This window comes from Geobacillus sp. CX412 (assembly GCF_027942335.1).
Classification (GTDB): domain Bacteria; phylum Bacillota; class Bacilli; order Bacillales; family Anoxybacillaceae; genus Parageobacillus_B; species Parageobacillus_B toebii.
The window spans coordinates 1155119-1173162 of the sequence record NZ_CP103461.1; the positions used below are offsets into that span (position 1 = coordinate 1155119).

Genomic DNA, 18044 nt, shown 5'->3' on the forward strand with positions numbered 1-18044 from the left:
GCAGTTGGAAGGAAACGTCTTTGTTGTTGGACTTGGTTTAATCGGTGGTTCGATGGCGCTAGCGATAAAAAAAGCGCATCCGAACGCCGTCATTATCGGATATGATGTAAATGAGAATGAGCTGAAACTTGCTCGTTCATTAAAAGTGATTGATGAAATTGCTTCTTCCCTTGAACAAGGGTTGAGACAGGCTGATCTAATCATTTTAGCCACTCCTGTTATGCAAACGGAAAAAATCTTGGCGGAGATGCCTTTCAGTGTATTAAAAGAAAATGTAATTGTCACGGATGTTGGAAGCACAAAGCAACGAATTGTCAAACATGCAAAACAGTTAGGAAAGCAAGGAATAACGTTTATCGGCGGCCATCCGATGGCAGGTTCGCATAAAAGCGGCGTTGCTGCAGCAAGGGCGCATTTGTTTGAAAACGCCTTTTACGTTTTGACGCCGACGAATGATGTAGCGGCAAGGGATGTGGAACGGCTAAAAGAGTGGCTAAAGGGAACGAAAGCACAGTTTGTTGTGCTGTCGCCAGAAGAACATGATCGCATTACTGGAGTGATTAGCCATTTTCCGCATATTATTGCAGCAAGTCTTGTCCATCAAGCACAACAGTATGAAAAAGAAAATCCGCTTGTCAGCCGTCTTGCCGCAGGGGGTTCCGCGATATTACGCGCATCGCTTCAAGCAACCCGGAAATGTGGCGCGATATTTTTATACATAATAAAGACGAAATGTTGGCGCTATTTGATGGCTGGATTTCAGAGATGCAAAAGCTTCGTTCCATTGTGGAAGAGGAAAATAGCGAAGCGATTTACCGGTATTTTTTACAAGCAAAACAATTTCGCGACGGGCTTCCAGCGCGAACGAAAGGGGCAATTCCATCTTTTTACGATCTATATGTCGATGTTCCTGATTATCCTGGGGTTATTTCCGAAATTACCGGCTATCTTGCAAAAGAACAAATTAGCATAACAAATATTCGTATTATTGAGACAAGGGAAGAAATTTACGGTGTGCTCCGCCTTAGCTTTCAAAGCGAGGAAGATCGGGCGAAGGCGAAAGCCTGTATTCAAAGACATACGAATTACGAAACATATGAAGTGTAAACGGAGGGGGAAGATGTGCAACCGTTGCGAACCAATATTTCATCATTACGAGGAACCATCAATGTTCCAGGGGATAAATCGATTTCCCATCGCGCTGTGATGCTTGGAGCAATTGCTAATGGAACAACGACCATCGCGAATTTTTTACAGGGAGAAGATTGTTTAAGTACGATCGATTGTTTTCGAAAATTGGGAGTGTCGATTGAGCAAAACGGAAGCGATGTTGTTGTCGAAGGAAAGGGATTAAAAGGTCTTAAGGAGCCATCTGACATTTTAAATGTTGGCAATTCCGGGACAACGGCAAGATTATTGCTCGGGATTCTAGCGGGATGTCCGTTCCATTCTTGCTTAATTGGCGATGAATCGATCGCCAAGCGGCCGATGGGTAGAGTGACAAAGCCGCTAAAAATGATGGGTGCGCACATTGACGGCCGCGAGCATGGGAACTATACCCCGTTATCCATTCGCGGCGGCGAACTTCAGCCCATTCATTACGAGTCTTCTGTCGCGAGCGCACAAGTGAAGTCGGCGATTTTATTGGCGGGATTGACAACAAATGGAACTACGACAGTAACGGAACCTCATCGTTCTCGCGATCATACCGAACGAATGATTCGGTTGTTCGGTGGAAGCGTAACAGTGGACGACCTTACAGTTTCTATTACCGGACCGCAGCAGCTAATAGGCGCAAATATATACGTTCCGGGAGATATTTCGTCGGCAGCCTTTTTCTTAGTAGCTGGCGCAATTGTACCAAACAGCGAAATTACGTTAAAAAATGTCGGGCTCAATCCGACAAGAACGGGAATTATCGATGTGCTACAAAAAATGGGTGCGGAAATGACGATCGAAAACATTCGTAACGAGCAAACAGAACCGCTTGGCGATATTACCATTCGCACCTCCAATTTAACAGCGACGGAAATCAGCGGCGCTCTTATTCCGCGATTAATCGACGAAATCCCGATCATTGCCTTGCTTGCAACGCAGGCGGAAGGTACGACCGTTATTAAAGATGCGAGCGAATTGAAAGTGAAGGAAACGAATCGAATTGATACGGTTGTGACAGAGCTGCGAAAACTTGGCGCGGATATTAAAGCGACAGCTGATGGCATGGTCATTCATGGAAAATCAGCGTTAAAGGCAAAGGACGTTGTCGTTGATAGCTACGGTGATCACCGTATTGGCATGATGCTAGCGATTGCTGCCTGCATTACGCAAGGAACTGTCTGTTTAAAACGTCCAGAAGCGGTGGCAGTCTCTTATCCATCGTTTTTTGATCATCTTCATTCCTTAATGTAGAAGCAAGAAACCAAATACAGGTTTCTTGCTTTTTTATTCATATGTCTTTTCATTCCTTCATAGCTTGTCGTAAAGGGGGAATGAAGACATGCCATATGTGATTGAAGGAGCGTACGTCATTCGCCAAGAACAGCTGCAACGCTGCTCGCTCGTGATTGATAGTAATCGCATTGATTATATAAGCGAGCAGGCGGATCGGTATACATGGATGCGAATGGAAATAGGGGAGATGATCGTAACACCCGGTCATGTCATGCTCGATTTTTCGTTTCAACAGCCGCGGACGTTTTTGCAATTTAAACAATATGTTCAACAGCAATTAATCGCACAAGGATGCACTACACTGCTCGCTGTTTGCGATGTTTCTTTTGAAAGCCAGCTTGCTCCCGCGTTGCAACGCTTGCGTCAGCATTTATTAAATAGCCCCATTGATTATTTCATCGGTGTGAAAGTTCCGCTTCGTACGCTTACTCCGTCATTAATGATCGCTTGCAGACGATGGAAAGTTCCTGTCATTTTTGTCGAAATGCAAGAAAATGATATGTTGCATTCCGTCCCATGGCATTGGATCGCAGAGGTGTTAAAAACATATCGGCCTCCATTTGTGCCGTATTGGCCAAATGGAAGCCGAACGAAAAAACAAGAAGCGACGTGGCGAAAACTGCTTGCTGCTCATCATATTCCATTTATCCCATTTCCATTACAGGAACGAACGCCGCTTTCGCTTGATGTGTTAAAGAAAATTGGGATTTATCCGCAAAAAGGAGATCTTCGTATCGGTGGAGAAGTAGATTATAATTTATATAAAAAAGAATCTGTGAGCCGTTTAGTTGCCGAAACGCCTATTGTCGATTATGATAATCATGTTCCTGTTATTACGGTTCATAAAGGAAGATTGCTTAAAGCAGGAAATCAAATATACTTTTATCCCGGATTTGGCATGGAGCGGGTGATCCGCGCACCGGGAATGTTTGTTGCACATCTTCAGTAGGAAAGGGTTTATGCATATGAAACGAATCGAGGAAATCGTTCGTCTTGTGGAAAACGGAGAAGTAGACAAAGCATTAGGACTTGTGCCTGACATCAAAAAAAATGGCAGTGATGAAGAAAAATACGAGCTTGCGGATTATTTATATTCATGGGGAATGTTAGAAGAAGCGAAAGAATTGCTTGAGGAGCTATCGCTTCGTTATCCTGATGAAGGAGAAGTGCGGCTATTTTTAGCTGAAGTATACACAGAGCTGGAAGAGGAAGAAAAAGCGCTTGAAATTTTAGAACAAATCGATGAAGATGATCCCCTTTTTGCCCGTGCGTGTCTGATTGCCGCTGACTTGTATCAAATGCAAGGGCTCGAGGAAGTAAGTGAACGAAAGCTCCAACAAGCATATGAAAAAATGCCGGATGAGCCGATTATTCAGTTTGCGTTAGCAGAGCTATATTTTTCGATGGGACAATATCCAAAAAGCATACCGTTTTATGAAAAAGTATTAAAAAAAGAAAAGACGATTGCCGGTACTCACATTCCAGAACGGCTCGCCGAAGCGCTCAGTTTATGCGGGGAATTTGAGCAGGCATTGCCATATTACGACGAAGCGCTGCAAGAAAAAATCGACAGCCGGACATTATTCGGTTATGGATTTACGGCGTTTCAAGCGGAGTATTACCGAACCGCAATCGAAAAGTTAAGCGAGCTAAAAGAGCTTGACCCTGAATATGTGCCGCTTTATCTATATTTAGCCAAAGCATATGAGCAAGAAGGACAGCTTGAGAAAAGCTATGAAATTGCAAAAGAAGGGATTCACGTTGATGAGTGGAATAAAGAATTATTGTTATATGCCGGAAAAGTCGCATTAAAACTAAAAAAACCGGATGAAGCAGAGTCGTGGCTGCGCAAAGCCATCGAGATTGACCAAGGATATATCGAGGCGCTGACTACGTTATGTGCGTTGCTATTGCATCAAGAGCGATATGAAGAAGTCGTTTCCTGCTTGGAAGAAGCGATGAAACAAGGGGAGTATGATCCTCAGTTTGAATGGGATTTAGCGCGCGCGAAACATAAGCTTGAGATGTATTCTGATGCATTAAACCATTACCGGGAGGCATATACTTTCTTTAAGGATAATGTTGATTTTCTTGAAGAATATGGCTATTTTCTGATCGAAGAAGGAAATAGAGAGAGAGCGAAAGAAATATTTCAACAAATCGTACGTCTCGATCCTGGGCACATAGAGGCAGCAGACATATTGCTTCAATTGGAGGAGTAGGGGATTGCGGTGAATATCACCTCTTTCTTGGAAAACGATTGAGGGGGAAGCGCATAATGACGCATGTATCCGTGAATGAGAAAAAAGAGTTTATTCGTTGGTTTTTAAATCATTACCAGTTAAAACGCCGGGAATGTGTCTGGATTTTAAACTATCTAATGAGCCATGATCAGCTGATGCAAAAGGTTCATTTTGTGGAAAATGCCCAATATTGTCCGCGCGGCATCATTATGTCAACCCATTGCGTCGATGATGTCCCGTTCCGTTTTTATAAAGGCAATGTCATGACGACAGATGCGGAAAAATCGTTTCATGATATTCGTTTAAATCGGGATGAAGATATTTATATCCAGTTGAATTTCCGTGCTTCTTTCCATTCTCCGCAATATGTCGCAGTATTGGAAGAAAATCCATATGCTCCAAAACAAGTGCAAGTAAATGAAAACGATCGGCGGTTGGCTGAGCAATTTTTAAAAAAATCGCTTTATGAATTTCAACGAGAACGGTTAATGAAACTCATTGACGACGCGCTAGACCGTCAAGATGAAGAGGCATTTCGCCGCCTTACTGATCAGTTGAAACAGTTGTGAAACCTTGCGGAACGCAAGGTTTTTCTTTTTGCAAAAAATATGGTATGGTGATAAAGAAAATGACGTTGAAAAGAAGGGGAATGTGCATGAAGTGGGCAGCAGCAGATGTGGAGATATATGTGAAAGAAAAAGATTATATTGACACAGCTTTAATTCCGCTTATTCCGATTACGATTGCCGATGGCGCCAAAGCGGCTGCATCCGGAGGAGAGTTTGTGCAGCTAATTGTTCATGAGGCGGAACGTCAACTAAAGGGGAGGTTGTTTTTATTTCCGCCATTTACGTATTTTATGAGCGAACAGTGTGAAGAACTCATTCGGCGGCTTGGGGATTGGACAAGACAGCTGATGGAACATGGGATGAAGCATGTTTTTTATGTGACATGTGACCGCACATGGAAAGAATATGAAAATCAGCTTTCCGGCAGGCTGTGGATGGTGCCAGCGATTCCACTGCAGGATATGGATGAATCATATAAGCAAGAAGTCATTCGCGAACAAACATCTCAGTTGCTGAACTTTTTCATTTCGCAATGGGCATGAAGCAGCGTGATGAAGAAGTTGAAAGGTTAAAGCGATGACGATATTGACCTTGCACGCTGAATGAGCTATCATTAGAATGTCCTAGTTTTATATTGTGTTATACAAATACCGTCCGGTTGGACTTCATTTTGTATAGAGGGGGGAAGACGATGAGTGAAAAAAATCGCGTAACAAGACGCCAATTTTTGAACTACACGTTAACTGGTGTAGGCGGCTTTATGGCTGCTGGCATGCTAATGCCGATGGTCCGTTTTGCCGTTGATCCGATTTTAAAGGATGAAGCGGGGACGGACATGGTAGCGGTAGCGGATGTAAAGGACATTACGACCGAACCAAAGCGTTTTGATTTCAAAGTAAAAATAAAAGACGCTTGGTATGAGTCGGAAGAGCCGCGATCCGCATGGGTGTATAAAGACGAAAAAGGAGAAATCGTAGCGCTGTCTCCGATTTGTAAACACCTTGGCTGTACGGTAGACTGGAATACGGACAAGGAACATCCAAATGAATTTTTCTGTCCTTGCCATTACGGGCGTTACACCAAAGACGGTACAAATGTTCCTGGAACGCCGCCAATAGCTCCGCTAGACCGTTACGAGTACAAAGTGAAAGACGGCAAATTATACTTAGGTAAAGCGAAACCACGAGGGGAGGCGTAATACGTGTTAAATAAGCTTTATGACTGGGTTGACGAGCGTTTAGATATTACGCCTTTGTGGCGGGATATCGCTGACCATGAAGTTCCGGAACATGTTAACCCGGCCCATCACTTTTCCGCATTTGTTTATTGTTTTGGCGGATTAACGTTTTTTGTTACTGTTATCCAAATTTTATCTGGGATGTTTTTAACAATGTATTACGTTCCGGATATTAAAAACGCTTGGGAATCGGTTTATTATTTACAAAATGAAGTGGCGTTCGGACAAATCGTCCGCGGTATGCATCACTGGGGAGCGAGCCTTGTTATTGTCATGATGTTTTTACATACGTTTGCGTGTCTTTTTCCAAGGTGCATACAAAAAGCCGCGCGAATTAAACTGGATCGTTGGTGTGCTTATCTTCATGGTCATGATGGGGCTTGGTTTTACCGGCTACTTATTGCCATGGGATATGAAAGCGCTATTTGCGACAAAAGTAGGCTTGCAAATCGCTGAAGCGACGCCGATTATTGGCCCGGCCATTAAAACGTTGCTCGCAGGAGACCCGGAAATTGTTGGTGCGCAAACGCTAACAAGATTCTTTGCGATCCACGTTTTCTTCTTGCCTGCTGCATTGCTCGGCTTAATGGCTGCGCACTTCTTAATGATTCGCAGACAAGGTATTTCTGGTCCACTGTGATTCGCATAAACGCTGTTTAGTGAGAAGAAAAAGGAGGGAAACATGCAATGCATCGCGGAAAAGGAATGAAATTTGTCGGCGATTCCCGCGTGCCCGCAGTGAGAAAGCCGAATATTCCAAAAGATTATTCGGAATATCCCGGGAAAACGGAAGCGTTTTGGCCGAACTTCCTATTAAAAGAATGGATGGTTGGCTCCGTCTTTTTGATCGGTTTTTTATGTTTGACGGTCGCACATCCATCTCCATTAGAGCGTATTGCTGATCCGACGGATACGGCATATATTCCGCTTCCGGACTGGTATTTCTTGTTCCTCTATCAATTGCTTAAATATTCGTATGCATCAGGTCCTTATACGGTGATCGGAGCAATTGTGATACCAGGGTTGGCATTTGGTGCGTTATTGTTAGCGCCGTTTTTGGATCGCGGTCCGGAACGTCGCCCATGGAAGCGTCCTGTCGCTACCGGAATGATGCTTTTAACGCTTGCGTCAATAGTATATTTAACTTGGGAAGCCGTTGTTACGCATGACTGGAAACAAGCTGCTGAACAAGGAAAAATCCGCGCAGAAGTGGAAATTGACAAAAACGCAGAAGGATATAAAATTGCCCAAGCTAACACATGTACGTCCTGCCATGGTGAAAATTTATCCGGTGGTGCAGCTGCGCCATCGCTTATTGGCACAGGCTTAACACCGGAAGAAATCGCGAAAATTTCAAAAGAAGGTAAAGGCGGCATGCCTGCAGGCATTTTCAAAGGTACGGACGAAGAGTTGAAAAAACTCGCTGAATTCATTGCAGGATTAAAAGAGGAATAAACGGTTCATCGAGAAAAAAGCTGGCTATGATTAGTCAGCTTTTTTCATTCATGAAAAGTAGAGAGCAGGTGTGTATTCATGAAATGGGTTTTTCCGTTGCTTGCCCATCGTTCCGTGTTATGGCTTTTGCTTATAGTCAACGTGATCGGGACGATTTACGGATATATATGGTATCGTTATCAATTAGCGGAGACGCCGCCAATTTTTTTGCCGTTTGTTCCAGATAGCCCAACCGCAAGTTTATTTTTTGTGCTAGTTCTGATTGCGTTTTTGCTCGGCCGTCATTTTCCGCTGCTTGAAGCGTTGGCAATCGTGACATTAGTGAAGTATGGCGTTTGGGCGGTCGTGATGAACTTGTTAGTATGGAAAGTGACGGGAACGCTTGATGTCGCAGGATGGATGTTAATCATTTCTCACGGAGCCATGGCGGTCGAAGGAATATTATATGCTCCGTTTTATCGGTTTCGCTTGCCTCATTTAGCGTTCGCGGCGGTTTGGACGTTACATAATGACATCATCGATTATGTTTTTGGAATGATGCCGCGTTACAGCGTTTTAAATCAATATATGCCGCCAATCGGCTATTTTACGTTTTGGCTTAGTATCATTTCGATCGCGATTAGTTATATGTTATGTGTACGAAAAGGGAGACTTTTTCTTTCATTAAATTAATGGTCTACTCTTGTCCACTCCTTCATACATTGTAATAGTTAATGGAGGAGGGACAAGAATGAAGCGAATATGGCTATTTGCTTTTATCACGCTCATTTGTTTATTTCCATCGCATAATTACGCCGCCGAAAATGATGGCGGTTGGAAAAAACTAGATCAAATTTCTGATCAAGCGTTACAGTTGGCGAAAAATGGACGTTTCGAAGAAGCAAAGGAAGTATTGACGTATTTTTCCGATCAGTTTTTTCAAATGAACGCCCGGGACCGGCTTAAAACAGCAGATGAACTTCGCGCGATCACGATTACTCACGAAAATGCACTGAAAACGGTAACAGCATCCTCATTGCCGGAGGAGGAAAGAATTGATAAAGTAACACAGTTTCGCCTTGTCGTTGATGCGATTCATTCGACACATCAACCTCTTTGGTCAGAGATGGAAACAACAGTGATGGGGTCGTTTGATCAGCTTGAGAAAGCGGTAGAAGAAGGAAAAGAGGAAGCATTTACCGCCTCTCTGCGTCAATTTTTAAACCATTATGAGCTGATTGAGCCAAGCGTCAAAATTGATGTGCAGCCTGAGGAAGCGAAAAAAATAGATAAAGAGATTGAAATGTTGCAAACACCGGCATTTCAACAATTAAGCCAAGAAGATCAGCAAAAACATTTAAAAAATATGCGCGCAGACTTACAGACGTTATTTGACGGCGTCAAAAAAGACGAAGCCGATCCATCTTTAATATGGGTGATCATTTCTACCGGAGGAATGATTGTATTGACACTATCTTATGTTGGATGGCGGAAATATCGTGGGGAGAAAGAAAAAAACCGCACCCATGAAAATGAATAGGGAAAAGGGGGCGAGTGGCGCCCCTTTTTATTGTTCTAGCGGCTGCTTCCGTTCATCGAGTGTGAAACCTTCACCAAGCACATCATGGACGTCGGTGACAGCGACAAACGCATGGGGATCAACGGAAATAATGACGTTTTTTAAACGAGGCAGTTCGTTTTTCGCCACCACGCAATATAATACATCCCGATCGCGTTTCGTATAAGAGCCCCGCCCTTTTAAAATCGTTACGCCGCGATCCATTTCCGTTAAAATTTTGCTGGCAATTTCCTCGCTTTTTTCTGAAATAATCGTTGCTCCCTTCGCCGCATATCCGCCTTCCTGCATAAAGTCGATGACGCGGGCGGCGATAAACACTGCAACGAGCGTATACATTGCCTCGCGGTAAGAAAGGTAAAGCAATGAAAGAGTAATAACGGCGGCATCAAACGTAAACATCGTTTTTCCCATGCTAATCCCTTTATATTTATGGACAAGTCGCGCGATAATGTCGACGCCGCCTGTGGTTCCGCCGTAACGGAAAATAATGCCCAGACCGACGCCGATAAATACGCCAGCAAATAACGCCGCTAGCGTCATATCATGCTTTAGCGGCATATGAATGGCGTAACGTTGAAAAATCCAGAGGAAAAGAGAAAGGCCTACCGTTCCGATAATCGTATATAAAAACGAATTGCGCCCAAGCAATTTCCAACCGATAAAGAAGAGAGGAACGTTTAACGCTAAGTTTGTAATGGATGGATCAATGTCAAATAAAAAGTAGAGAAGCAGCGTAATTCCTGTAAAGCCGCCTTCTGCTAAATTATTTTGCATGTTGAAATGGACAAGTCCAAACGCAAAAATGGCAGCACCAAGTAAAATGAAAATAATATTTTTTATTTTTAGCCCGAAAATCATATGGCTACCTCCGTTTTCATAGTAGTCAGTGTCCTTAATTATAGATGAAGTTGTTTGTGTAAGCAATGTGCGCGCATTAGACACAAAAATATTTGTCAAAAACGTTGCTTTTAGCTAACATGAAAACATGAGAGGTGACGTTTATGCAAGAAAAGACGATGAAGCAGCTGCAACAAGAGGTAGACGAATATATTAGCCAATTTAAAGAAGGGTATTTCAGCCCGCTCGCCATGCTTGCGAGACTTACCGAAGAGCTTGGCGAATTGGCGCGGGAAGTGAATCATTATTATGGCGAAAAGCCGAAAAAACAGACGGAAAAGGAAAAAACCATTGAAGAAGAGCTAGGGGATTTGCTATTTGTCCTTATCTGTTTTGCCAACTCTCTCCATATCGATTTGCAACAAGCACATGATATGGTGATGGAAAAGTTTCGTACCCGTGATAAAAACCGCTGGACGCGAAAAGAAGAGGAGGAAGCATAATGGAGACAATCCGTATCGTCATTGCCGGTCCGCGTGGCCGAATGGGACGCGAAGCGGTTTCCCTTGTACAAAAGACCGATCATTTTCAGCTTGCTGCCGTCATTGACCGTAAAAATGACGGGGGAAATTTAGCGGATGTCGAAGGATTTTCCGGCATTCACGCCCCGATATATACCGATGCTGCCCGCTGTTTTGAAGAAATCAAACCGGATGTACTCATCGATTTAACGACACCGGAAGCAGGAAAAAAACATGCTGAAATCGCGCTTCGCTACGGAGTCCGTCCTGTCGTTGGCACAACCGGTTTTACGGATGAAGATATTCAACGTCTTACCACGTTAGCGGAAGAAAAAGGAATTGGAGCGATCATTGCGCCTAACTTTGCGATTGGGGCCATTTTAATGATGAAATTTGCGCAAATGGCGGCGAAATATTTTCCTGATGTTGAAATTATCGAATTACATCACGACCAAAAACTCGATGCTCCATCCGGAACCGCAGTGAAAACGGCACAGCTTATTTCGATGGTACGCCCGACAAAAAACAAGGCCATCCGGATGAGAAAGAGACGCTTGCCGGAGCGCGCGGCGCGACATATGACGGCATACCGATTCATAGTGTCCGCCTCCCGGGGCTTATCGCTCATCAAGAAGTGATTTTCGGCGGAAATGGACAAGCATTAACGATTCGCCATGATTCGTTCAACCGCGCTTCGTTCATGTCTGGAGTAAAATTGTCAGTAGAAACAGTCATGAAATTGCATACGCTCGTATACGGTTTGGAACACATTATCGAGTAAAACGGCCACTAAGCGGGGGTGCTATCGTGAAGATCGCGTTAATCGCGCATGATAAAAAGAAAGCGGATATGATTGAGTTTGTTACTGCCTATCAGCCGATTTTAGAACAGCATGAATTGTATGCGACCGGGACAACAGGTCTTCGCATTCAAGAGGCGACAGGACTGAAAGTGCATCGCTTTCAATCAGGACCATATGGTGGAGATCAAGAAATTGGCGCAATGATTGCCCGCAATGAAATGGATATGGTGATATTTTTCCGTGATCCGCTGACCGCGCAACCGCATGAGCCGGATGTCAGCGCATTAATTCGTTTATGCGATGTATATTCGGTGCCGCTTGCGACAAATATGGGGACGGCGGAAATTTTAATTAAAGGGTTAGAGCGCGGCGATTTTGCATGGAGAAACATTGTTCGTGGAAGAAAAGGTGAAATAAATGGATTATGAGCAATTACATATGTTAGCGTTCGGCGCTCATCCGGATGATGTCGAAATCGGGATGGGTGGAACGATTGCCAAATATGCCGAAAAAGGCTATCGCATTGGCATTTGCGATTTAACATTAGCCGAATTATCGTCAAACGGAACGGTGGAATTGCGGCAAAAAGAAGCAAGGGAGGCTGCGGATATATTAGGAGTGGCCACAAGAATAAATCTTGGCCTTCCGGACCGCGGCTTATATGTGACAGAAGAAGCGGTTAAAAGCATTGTTTCAGTGATTCGCCGATACCGCCCGCACGTTGTGTTTGCCCCTTATTGGGTGGACCGGCATCCGGATCATGGCCGCTGCGCACATCTTGTGGAAGAGGCGGTGTTTTCCGCTGGCATCCGCCGCTATAAAACAGAGCCGGACTTGCCGGCACATCGCGTTCATTCTGTCTATTACTATATGATTAATGCGTGGGAACGCCCGCATTTTGTCATCGATATTAGTGATACGATCGACAAAAAAATAGCCAGTTTGCGCTCCTATGAAAGCCAATTTACAAAAGCGGCTGGATCTGTCGATACACCGCTTACAGACGGCTATATTGAAATGGTGGAAAGCCGTGAGCGGTTATTAGGAAAAGAAGTCGGAGTGGCGTTTGCCGAAGGATTTTTTACGAAAAAACCAATAAAGATTTTCAATGATTTACTAGGAGTGTGAAAATGAAGCTAAAAATAGGGATTGTTTGTTATCCAACAGTAGGCGGCTCTGGTGTCGTTGCGACCGAATTAGGGAAATTGCTGGCAGAAAAAGGGCATGAAATTCATTTTATTTCTTCGAGCATGCCGTTTCGTCTCAATAAAGTGTATGGCAACATTTATTATCATGAAGTGGGCGTCAATCAATATTCTGTATTTCAATATCCGCCATATGATTTAGCTCTGGCAAGCAAAATTGCTGAAGTGGCGAAGCGGGAGCGGCTCGATGTGTTGCATGCCCACTATGCCGTTCCGCATGCGGTTTGCGCTGTATTGGCGAAGCAAATGGTAGGCGGGAAATTAAAGATTGTTACGACATTGCACGGAACGGATATTACGGTGCTTGGATATGATCCATCGTTGAGCGATATGATTAAATTTGGAATTGAGCAATCAGATGTTGTCACCGCCGTTTCGAATGCGCTTGTCAAGCAGACGTATGAGCTTCTTGACGTACAAAAACCGATCCAAACCGTCTATAACTTTGTGGACGAGCGTGTATATCACAAAAAAAATGCCAATCATTTAAAGAAAGAATATGGGATTGATGAGAACGAAAAAGTCATCATTCATGTATCCAACTTTCGAAAAGTCAAGCGGGTTCCTGATGTTGTGCGCGCTTTTTCTCTCATTCGCAAGCATCTGCCTGCGAAACTGCTGCTTATCGGCGATGGACCGGAAATGACTGTCGTCAGCCGCCTTGTGACAGAGCTTGGACTTAGTGATGATGTACGCTTTTTAGGAAAACAAGACAAGCTCGATGAATTATATTCGATTAGCGATGTGAAGATGCTATTATCAGAAAAAGAAAGCTTTGGTCTTGTGCTATTAGAAGCGATGGCCTGCGGCGTTCCTTGCATTGGTACGACGATCGGCGGCATTCCTGAAGTGATTGAAGACGGTAAAACAGGGTTTTTATGTGAGCTTGGAAATGTGGAAGAAGTGGCAAATAAAGCGCTTCGCATTTTAACAGACAAACATCTTCACATGTATATGGCCAAGCAGGCGGTTCAAACGGTATATCAAAAATTTTATTCGGAACAAATTGTGGAACAATATGAAGATATTTATTTTTCATTGGCAAAGGGGTGAGGTGATGAAAGAACCATTTCAAAAAGCGCTCGGCATTATTCAAACATTGCAGCAGCACGGATATGAAGCGTATTTTGTAGGCGGTGCGGTGCGCGATCTTTTATTAAATCGAGAAATTGGCGATATTGATATTGCTACATCCGCGCTGCCAGATGAAGTGATGCAATTATTTCCAAAAACGATTGATATCGGTTCGCAACACGGAACGGTAGTGGTTGTCCATAACGGAATTTCCTACGAAGTGACAACGTTTCGAACAGAAAGTGAATATGAAGATTATCGTCGGCCGGGGGCGGTTACGTTTGTCCGATCCCTTTATGAAGATTTACAGCGCCGTGATTTTACGATGAATGCGATCGCGATGGATGCAGAAGGAAAGTTGATCGATCCATTTGGCGGGCAAGAGGCGATTGCAAATCGTATCATTTGTACGGTCGGTGATCCAAAAGCGCGTTTTTCAGAAGATGCGTTAAGGATGATGCGCGCGATCCGGTTTGTTGGTCAATTAGGATTTTCCCTTGATGAAGAAACAAAGCAGGCGATTATAGAAAACGCTGCGCTTCTTGCCCATATTTCGGTGGAACGGATGACGATGGAGTTTGAAAAGCTGCTTGAGGGTCCGTTTGCCAGCCGAGCTTTGTCTTTACTAGTAGAAACAGGGTTGTTTTTATATTTACCGATGCTGCGTGACAAAGAGAATGAATTGCAGACAGCTGCCCGCTATAATTGGAGGCTGCTTGATTCACGCGGACAGCGGTGGGGATTTTTATGCTATATCCTTTGCGTCGATTCGGCCGCTGACTTTTTACGAGCGTGGAAGCTGCCGAATCGGCTGATCAAAGAAGTGGAGATGGCGTTACGGATTTTACAAACGATTCCTTCGAGCAGTGATTGGACGAAAGAACGATTATTTGAATTCGGACTTGAGCATGCGATTGCCGCGGAAACGATTCGTTCAGTGGCAAGCGGCGAAAATGTGGAGGAACATCGAAAGAAATTGAACGAATTGTTTATGTCTCTTCCGATTAAAACAAAGAAAGAATTAGCAGTAAGCGGAAACGACATCATGAAATGGTTTGGCAAACCGGGAGGGCCTTGGGTAAAAGAGATATTGACACTCATTGAACGAGCGGTTATTCATGGAGAAGTAGATAATCATAAGGAGCGGATTCACGAATGGCTCATTCATCGCAATCTGATACGCGGAGAAAATTGTTAGAGCTATTTTCAGAGGCGAATGGAGATTTTATTTCTGGACAAAAAATTAGTGAAGTGCTAGGTTGTTCACGTACGGCTGTTTGGAAACATATCGAAGAATTGCGGAAAGAAGGGTTTGAATTAGAAGCGGTGCGCCGTCTCGGCTACCGCATTGTAAAAACTCCTGATAAAGTGACAGCAAATGAAATTCAACTTGGTTTAAAGACGGAAACGTTCGGCCGCTATATTCATTTTGAAGAGGAAGTAACATCTACGCAAAAGATCGCTTTGCGCCTTGCGTATGAAGGAGCAAAAGAAGGGACGCTTGTGATCGCGGAACAGCAAACGGCGGGACGCGGACGGATGGACCGCAAATGGTTTTCTCCAAAAGGAACGGGAATATGGATGAGTCTCATTTTGCGTCCGCCAATTCCGCCGCAAAAAGCGCCGCAGCTTACTTTGTTAACAGCAGTTGCGATTGCGCAAGCGATCCAAGAAAAAGCGAACATCGTCCCGGACATTAAATGGCCCAACGATATTTTAATCAATGGAAAAAAGTGTGTCGGTATTTTAACGGAACTGCAAGCAGACCCTGATCGGATTCATTCGGTGATTATCGGCATGGGCATTAATGTCAACCAAACATTGGATCAATTTCCAGAAGAAATTCGCACGATTGCTACATCGCTCGCCATTGAAAAAGGGGAGCGCATTCAACGTGCACAGCTGGTCCAAGAAATTCTGCTGCGGCTTGAAAGATTATATCAACAGTATTTACAATATGGCTTCCGTCCCATTAAACTATTATGGGAAGGATATGCGACAAGCATCGGAAAAGAAATTACCGCCCGAACGTTAAACGGGACGATCAAAGGAATTGCACTGGGCATTACCGACGAAGGTGTGCTTATGCTTGAAGATGAAGAAAAACATATCCATTATATTCACTCTGCCGATATTCAATTATAAACATTCATCTAGAAAAAATGTAACAATTTTGTTAAAATACGAACTAACAAGGAAATGGGCAGTATCTTTTGCGAAAGAACTGCACCGGGCAAGAAGGAACAATCAAATAAAAAACGATCTGCCTTGATCCTTAGAAGGACTTGGACAGAGGGATGAACTCAGCCGATTGCTGCGATAAGCGTCCTTCTTTCTCAAGGTAGAGAAAGAAGGTTTTTTTGTTCGGTGATTCATCTCCTCTGCGACAAAAGAGGAGGGAATAGATAATGAAAACGAAAACCGATTTTTTCAAAATGAAGCAAGAAAATGAACCAATTGTCATGCTGACTGCTTACGATTTCCCGTCGGCGAAACTGGCGGAGGCGGCGGGTGTTGACATGATTTTAGTCGGCGATTCGCTCGGAATGGTCGTTTTAGGGTATGATTCAACGATACCTGTTACCGTCGAAGATATGATTCATCATACGAAAGCGGTTCGTCGCGGAGCGCCGAATACGTTTATCGTAACCGATATGCCGTTTATGTCTTATCATTTATCCATGGAGGAAGCGCTCCGCAATGCTCAACGCATAATGCAAGAATCAGGAGCGAACGCAGTGAAAGTGGAAGGCGCCGATGACGTTGTAAACGTTATTCGCGCCTTTACAAAAGCAGGGGTTCCAGTTGTTGCCCATCTTGGACTTACTCCGCAGTCCGTTGGAGTGCTTGGTGGTTATAAAGTGCAGGGGAAAGATGCGGAAAGCGCACGAAAATTAATAGAAGACGCTAAGTTATGCGAGGAAGCCGGCGCAATCGCCCTCGTTTTGGAATGTGTGCCGAAACAAATTGCCGCGGAAATAACGAAACAGTTGACGATTCCAACGATCGGTATCGGCGCTGGTGACGAAGTGGATGGCCAAGTGCTAGTATATCATGATGTTCTTGGATATGGGGTAGATCGTGTTCCAAAATTTGTAAAAAAATACGCTAATATTCAAGAAACCATTTCTCACGCGCTCGCAAATTACATCGCTGATGTGAAATTACGGCAGTTTCCAGAAGCCGCTCATATGTTTACGATGAAAGAAGAAGAATGGATTGCGCTATATGGGGAAAACGATCATGATTGTGACAACGAAAATACAGGATATGCAAACCATGATGCAGCAATATCGCCTTGAAGGAAAAACGATCGGTTTTGTACCGACGATGGGGTATTTGCATGAGGGGCATATTGCTCTGTTAAAAAAGGCGCGCGAGGAAAATGATATCGTTGCATTAAGCGTTTTTGTGAATCCGCTTCAGTTCGGTCCAAATGAAGACTTTGCGCGATACCCGCGCGATATAGAACGTGATGAGCGCATTGCAAAAGAAAACGGTGTAGACGTTTTCTTCTGCCCCAGTGTAGAGGAAATGTATCCACACCCATTGAGCGTACAAGTGACCGTGAAAGAACGCGTTGATGTGCTTTGCGGAAAATCAAGACCCGGTCATTTCGATGGAGTGGCTACCGTTTTAACGAAATTATTTCATATTGTCATGCCGACCCGTGCTTATTTTGGAATGAAGGATGCGCAGCAAGTTGCTGTTGTGGATGGACTTATTCGGGATTTTCATTTTCCGATCGAATTAGTGGCTGTGCCGACCGTTCGCGAAGAAGACGGCCTTGCAAAAGCTCTCGTAATGTTTACTTATCGCCGGAAGAACGGAAGGAGGCGCCGGCGTTATATCAAGCGCTGCAGCAGGCAAAAACAGCGATTGAGAACGGAGAGCGCAATCCAGAGACGATTTGTGCATTAGTGAAAAATTATATTCAAACACATACACATGCAGAGATTGATTATGTAGAAGTTTATTCTTACCCAGATTTAAAGCCGCTTGAAAAGCTGCATGGAAAAGTGATTATCGCGGTTGCGGTTCGCTTTGCAAGCGCTCGCCTCATCGATAATATTACACTGGACATCGTGTGAT

The 18044-nt window shown here is 44.0% G+C and carries 17 protein-coding genes and 4 pseudogenes; 20 read left to right on the forward strand and 1 reads right to left on the reverse strand.

The annotated features are described in order from the left end of the window. Positions 1 to 4 precede the first annotated feature (4 nt). The 11 genes and pseudogenes from NXM86_RS06035 to ypjB all read left to right on the forward strand — a co-directional run bounded on the left by NXM86_RS06035 (position 5) and on the right by ypjB (position 9474). Positions 5 to 1107, forward strand: a pseudogene (locus tag NXM86_RS06035) (prephenate dehydrogenase). A 15-nt stretch (positions 1108 to 1122) separates the two neighbouring features. After that, the gene (gene aroA / locus NXM86_RS06040) at positions 1123 to 2409 is read left to right on the forward strand and encodes a 3-phosphoshikimate 1-carboxyvinyltransferase (RefSeq protein WP_015864270.1); all 1287 of its coding nucleotides are present in this window, start codon (positions 1123 to 1125) and stop codon (positions 2407 to 2409) included. Between the two features lie 88 nt (positions 2410 to 2497). Continuing rightward, the gene (locus tag NXM86_RS06045; RefSeq protein WP_089097847.1) at positions 2498 to 3400 is read left to right on the forward strand and encodes a hypothetical protein; all 903 of its coding nucleotides are present in this window, start codon (positions 2498 to 2500) and stop codon (positions 3398 to 3400) included. A 16-nt stretch (positions 3401 to 3416) separates the two neighbouring features. Then, complete coding sequence (locus NXM86_RS06050; RefSeq protein ID WP_169712572.1) at positions 3417 to 4673, forward strand: tetratricopeptide repeat protein; 1257 nt, start codon at positions 3417 to 3419, stop codon at positions 4671 to 4673. A 56-nt stretch (positions 4674 to 4729) separates the two neighbouring features. Beyond that, positions 4730 to 5263: a ReoY family proteolytic degradation factor gene (locus NXM86_RS06055; RefSeq protein ID WP_015864268.1), complete on the forward strand. Its 534-nt coding sequence runs from the start codon at positions 4730 to 4732 to the stop codon at positions 5261 to 5263. 86 nt (positions 5264 to 5349) lie between these two features. Further along, entirely contained in the window at positions 5350 to 5805 is a 456-nt protein-coding gene (locus tag NXM86_RS06060; protein ID WP_171698705.1) for a YpiF family protein, read from the forward strand. Positions 5806 to 5954: 149 nt separating this feature from the next. Next, positions 5955 to 6461, forward strand: coding sequence for a QcrA and Rieske domain-containing protein (locus NXM86_RS06065; RefSeq protein WP_062752708.1), 507 nt, complete (start codon positions 5955 to 5957; stop codon positions 6459 to 6461). Between the two features lie 3 nt (positions 6462 to 6464). Beyond that, positions 6465 to 7140 (forward strand): annotated as a pseudogene (qcrB, locus tag NXM86_RS06070) (menaquinol-cytochrome c reductase cytochrome b subunit). A gap of 47 nt (positions 7141 to 7187) precedes the next feature. Continuing rightward, positions 7188 to 7955, forward strand: a complete 768-nt coding sequence (locus NXM86_RS06075; protein WP_062752706.1) for a menaquinol-cytochrome c reductase cytochrome b/c subunit — start codon at positions 7188 to 7190, stop codon at positions 7953 to 7955. Between the two features lie 78 nt (positions 7956 to 8033). Continuing rightward, positions 8034 to 8627: a lipoprotein heptaprenylglyceryl N-acetyltransferase LhaT gene (gene lhaT / locus NXM86_RS06080; protein ID WP_062752704.1), complete on the forward strand. Its 594-nt coding sequence runs from the start codon at positions 8034 to 8036 to the stop codon at positions 8625 to 8627. A 58-nt stretch (positions 8628 to 8685) separates the two neighbouring features. Next, on the forward strand, positions 8686 to 9474 hold the full coding sequence (ypjB, locus tag NXM86_RS06085) for a sporulation protein YpjB (protein ID WP_089097843.1): 789 nt from the start codon (positions 8686 to 8688) through the stop codon (positions 9472 to 9474). Between the two features lie 27 nt (positions 9475 to 9501). On the opposite strand, the gene NXM86_RS06090 is transcribed toward ypjB, so the two are convergent. Beyond that, on the reverse strand, positions 9502 to 10371 hold the full coding sequence (locus NXM86_RS06090; RefSeq protein WP_081189443.1) for a YitT family protein: 870 nt from the start codon (positions 10369 to 10371) through the stop codon (positions 9502 to 9504). A 143-nt stretch (positions 10372 to 10514) separates the two neighbouring features. Here NXM86_RS06090 and NXM86_RS06095 point away from each other — a divergent pair, with 143 nt between their 5' ends. From NXM86_RS06095 to panC, 9 genes and pseudogenes are all read left to right on the forward strand, one after another. Next, positions 10515 to 10853 carry a nucleotide pyrophosphohydrolase gene (locus tag NXM86_RS06095; protein WP_015864260.1) on the forward strand — a complete coding sequence of 113 codons (339 nt, stop codon included), beginning with the start codon at positions 10515 to 10517 and terminating at the stop codon, positions 10851 to 10853. Next, positions 10853 to 11652, forward strand: a pseudogene (gene dapB, locus NXM86_RS06100) (4-hydroxy-tetrahydrodipicolinate reductase). The gene NXM86_RS06095 and the pseudogene dapB overlap by 1 nt, the downstream one beginning before the upstream one ends. A 26-nt stretch (positions 11653 to 11678) precedes the next feature. Beyond that, positions 11679 to 12101, forward strand: coding sequence for a methylglyoxal synthase (gene mgsA, locus NXM86_RS06105; protein ID WP_015864258.1), 423 nt, complete (start codon positions 11679 to 11681; stop codon positions 12099 to 12101). Next, complete coding sequence (gene bshB1, locus NXM86_RS06110; protein WP_328268903.1) at positions 12091 to 12801, forward strand: bacillithiol biosynthesis deacetylase BshB1; 711 nt, start codon at positions 12091 to 12093, stop codon at positions 12799 to 12801. Before mgsA ends, bshB1 begins: the two co-directional genes overlap by 11 nt. Before the next feature lie 2 nt (positions 12802 to 12803). Then, entirely contained in the window at positions 12804 to 13931 is a 1128-nt protein-coding gene (gene bshA, locus NXM86_RS06115) for an N-acetyl-alpha-D-glucosaminyl L-malate synthase BshA (protein WP_205424629.1), read from the forward strand. 4 nt (positions 13932 to 13935) lie between these two features. Then, the gene (locus NXM86_RS06120; protein WP_328268902.1) at positions 13936 to 15150 is read left to right on the forward strand and encodes a CCA tRNA nucleotidyltransferase; all 1215 of its coding nucleotides are present in this window, start codon (positions 13936 to 13938) and stop codon (positions 15148 to 15150) included. Continuing rightward, positions 15108 to 16097 (forward strand): bifunctional biotin--[acetyl-CoA-carboxylase] synthetase/biotin operon repressor, encoded by a 990-nt coding sequence (locus NXM86_RS06125; protein ID WP_015864254.1) that lies wholly within the window; start codon positions 15108 to 15110, stop codon positions 16095 to 16097. Before NXM86_RS06120 ends, NXM86_RS06125 begins: the two co-directional genes overlap by 43 nt. Before the next feature lie 263 nt (positions 16098 to 16360). Further along, on the forward strand, positions 16361 to 17254 hold the full coding sequence (gene panB, locus NXM86_RS06130) for a 3-methyl-2-oxobutanoate hydroxymethyltransferase (RefSeq protein WP_498958750.1): 894 nt from the start codon (positions 16361 to 16363) through the stop codon (positions 17252 to 17254). Further along, positions 17196 to 18043 (forward strand): annotated as a pseudogene (gene panC / locus NXM86_RS06135) (pantoate--beta-alanine ligase). Before panB ends, panC begins: the two are co-directional and overlap by 59 nt. Position 18044: the final 1 nt, after the last annotated feature.